The organism is Kitasatospora sp. NPDC057512, from assembly GCF_042802135.1.
Classification (GTDB): Bacteria; Actinomycetota; Actinomycetes; order Streptomycetales; family Streptomycetaceae; genus Kitasatospora.
The window spans coordinates 1-1,409 of sequence record NZ_JBHVET010001214.1 but is presented as its reverse complement, the minus strand read 5'-3'; the positions used below and the strand labels follow the sequence as shown (position 1 = coordinate 1,409).

The following is a 1,409-nucleotide window of genomic DNA, read 5'->3' as shown; positions in this document are numbered from 1 at the left end:
GCCCGGCACCACACAGGTGCCGGACCCTTCCGCATTTCATCGGCTCTGCGAGTGATCGTGGCAGGTGTCGCCCGGCGGCTGCCCGACGGCGGGGATTCGCCTCCCTACCGTGTGCGCCATGACAACCGCAGACGATGCCCCCCAGGCCGGTGCACGCCGCCCAGCCCGGCGCCCCCGCCCCGCCACCGCCGGGGACGGACCGGCGCTCCCGGCGCCCAGCGGGTGGTTCTGCCTCGCCCTCTCCCGCGAACTCCCCCGGGGCGCCGTGCTGACCCGACGGTTCGCGGACGAGGACGTCGTCCTCTACCGCACCCGCGCCGGCGACGTCCGGGCCACCCGGCCGTACTGCCCGCACATGGGCGCCCACCTCGGCCACGGGAGCACGGTCGTGGGCGAGACGCTGGTCTGCCCGTTCCACCGCTTCGCCTTCGGCCCCGACGGCTCCTGCGTCAGCGATCCGGACGGCGTGCCGCTGCACACCGGGGTGGAGCACCTCCCGGTCCGCGAACGCAACGGCTTCCTCTTCGTCTGGCACGGCCACGACACCGACCCCCCGTCCTGGGAACTGCCCGCCGACCCCGGCCCGGAGGTGCGGCCCACGGCGCACTGGGCGGTGGAGACCGACACCCACCCGCAGGAGGTCGTGGAGAACATCGCCGACTTCAGGCACCTCGGCACCCTGCACCGCCTCCCCGTCCGCCTGCTGTCGTCCCCCACGGCCGACGGGCCGTACCTGCGGACGAACCTCCGCTCCGACGCCGGCCGGATCCCCCTCTTCGGACAGTTCTCCTGGGAGGAGTCGACCCTGATGGCGGGGCTGGGGTGGAACCTGACCGAACTCGAACTGCCGCGCTACGGCCTCGCGGTCCACCTCTGGGGCCTGCCCACCCCGATCGCCCCCTGGCGGACCGTGCTGCGGGTCGCGGCGGCCTGCGAGGTGACCGACCCGAGCCGCGTGCCGGGCCCGAACCTGCCGGTGGCGCACGCGGCACTGACCCGTGTCGTCGCCCGGTCGACGCTGCGGATGACGGCCAGGATCATCCGGCAGGACGTACCGATCTGGGACCACAAGCGGTACGAACCACGGCCCCGGCTCGCCGCCGGCGACCAGTCGGTCGGCGTCTACCGGCACTGGGCCCGCCAGTTCTACCCCTCGGGCCCGGACGTGGGCCACGACCCCGCCTGAGCCCGCCCGAGCCCGCCCGGGCACCGCGCACCGACGGCCGCCGACGACTCCAGGACCTCGGTTCAGCACACGGGTGTTGAGCTGCTAATATTCCTGATGTCGCGAGGAACATGAGTCCTCGTCAGGCGTCAGCGGTGCTACCAGAGCACGTCCTACTTTCAGTAGGAAGAGTCCGTGCGACCCGGGCCTGGCGCTCCACAGTCGGAAGGGTCCGGCACCTGCC

The 1,409-nt window shown here is 73.2% G+C and carries 1 protein-coding gene; it reads left to right on the top strand.

The features are described from left to right. The first annotated feature begins 118 nt into the window (after nucleotides 1-118). Entirely contained in the window at nucleotides 119-1,186 is a 1,068-nt protein-coding gene (locus tag ACFU6K_RS39000) for a Rieske 2Fe-2S domain-containing protein (protein WP_380671419.1), read from the top strand. Nucleotides 1,187-1,409 lie beyond the last annotated feature (223 nt).